We start from the raw sequence: 970 nt of genomic DNA on the forward strand, positions 1-970 counted from the left end.
GGTTGGTGGCTGAGCCTGCTGTGGGCGAACGTCGCGTCGGCGCTCGCGGTCACGGTCGTGGGCCTGCCGGTGGCGATCTGGATGCTCAACCGGCTCCCGTACGTCACGTCGCTGTACCGGTTTCACGGGTAGTCCCGTCAGGCGGGCGAAGCGGACGGGGCGGGCTCAGTTGACCTCGACGATTTCGACGTCGAACGTCAGCGTCTCACCGGCGAGCGGCGGGTTGAAGTCCGCTCGAATCACGTCCTCGTCCGCGTGGACGATCTCGCCCTGGCTGCCGTCCTGGGCCTCGAGGTACGCGCCCTCCTCGGGCAGCTGGCCGCCGAGCATCTCCCGGAGCTCGTCGGTGTCGAACTCCTCGACGTTCTCGTCGCTGGGCTGTCCGTAGGCCTTCTCCGGCGGGATCGTCAGCGTGTCCGTCTCGCCGGCCGCCAACCCGAGGAGTCCCTCCTCCATCCCCTCGATGACCTGACCGCCGCCGACCTCGACCGTCAACGGCGTGTACTCGCGGTCGGGCTGGGCCTCGGCGAGGCCCGCTTCCTCGGCGACTGACTCCTTGGAGGTGTCGAACACGGTCCCATCGTCCAGTTTGCCGGTGTACTCGAGCGTCACCGAATCGCCAGTAGTTATCGACATACGGACACAAGGAGTGCCATACGGAAAGCCTGTGTCATCTGCGGACATCGGTCGCGCCGTGAGAACCGACGGCCGACGGCGTCACCTGGACGCCGGGAGCTCTTCGACCACCGCGACGTCGTGTCCAGCGGCATAGCCGTTCAGCTTGGCGGCGATGGGTGACTCCCGCAACGCTTCGTCGTCGTATCCCGCCGCGTCGAACGCGTCGATAAGCGAGGAGACGGACCGCAGCTTGTACTTCTGGTGGTAGTCTTCGGCCGGGGAGAACCGCGAGAGCTGCTCGATCCGTGTGCCGATCCCGTCGGCAGTGAGCCCTCGTGACGAGAGAAACTCG

The 970-nt window shown here is 66.7% G+C and carries 1 protein-coding gene and 2 pseudogenes; 1 reads left to right on the top strand and 2 read right to left on the bottom strand.

Annotated elements, in window-relative coordinates; all coding sequences use genetic code 11:
• Positions 1-132 (top strand): annotated as a pseudogene (locus tag EXE44_RS17140) (YccF domain-containing protein); the annotation flags it as partial.
• 33 nt (positions 133-165) lie between these two features.
• On the opposite strand, the gene EXE44_RS17145 reads toward EXE44_RS17140, so the two are convergent.
• Both EXE44_RS17145 and EXE44_RS17150 read right to left on the bottom strand, forming a co-directional pair.
• A complete protein-coding gene (locus tag EXE44_RS17145; protein WP_137693963.1) occupies positions 166-636 on the bottom strand; it encodes a peptidylprolyl isomerase in 471 nt (156 codons plus the stop codon).
• Positions 637-717: 81 nt separating this feature from the next.
• Positions 718-970 (bottom strand): annotated as a pseudogene (locus EXE44_RS17150) (peptide-methionine (S)-S-oxide reductase); the annotation flags it as partial.

Source organism: Halorubrum sp. SS7 (genome assembly GCF_005435055.1).
Taxonomy (GTDB): Archaea; Halobacteriota; Halobacteria; order Halobacteriales; family Haloferacaceae; genus Halorubrum; species Halorubrum salinarum.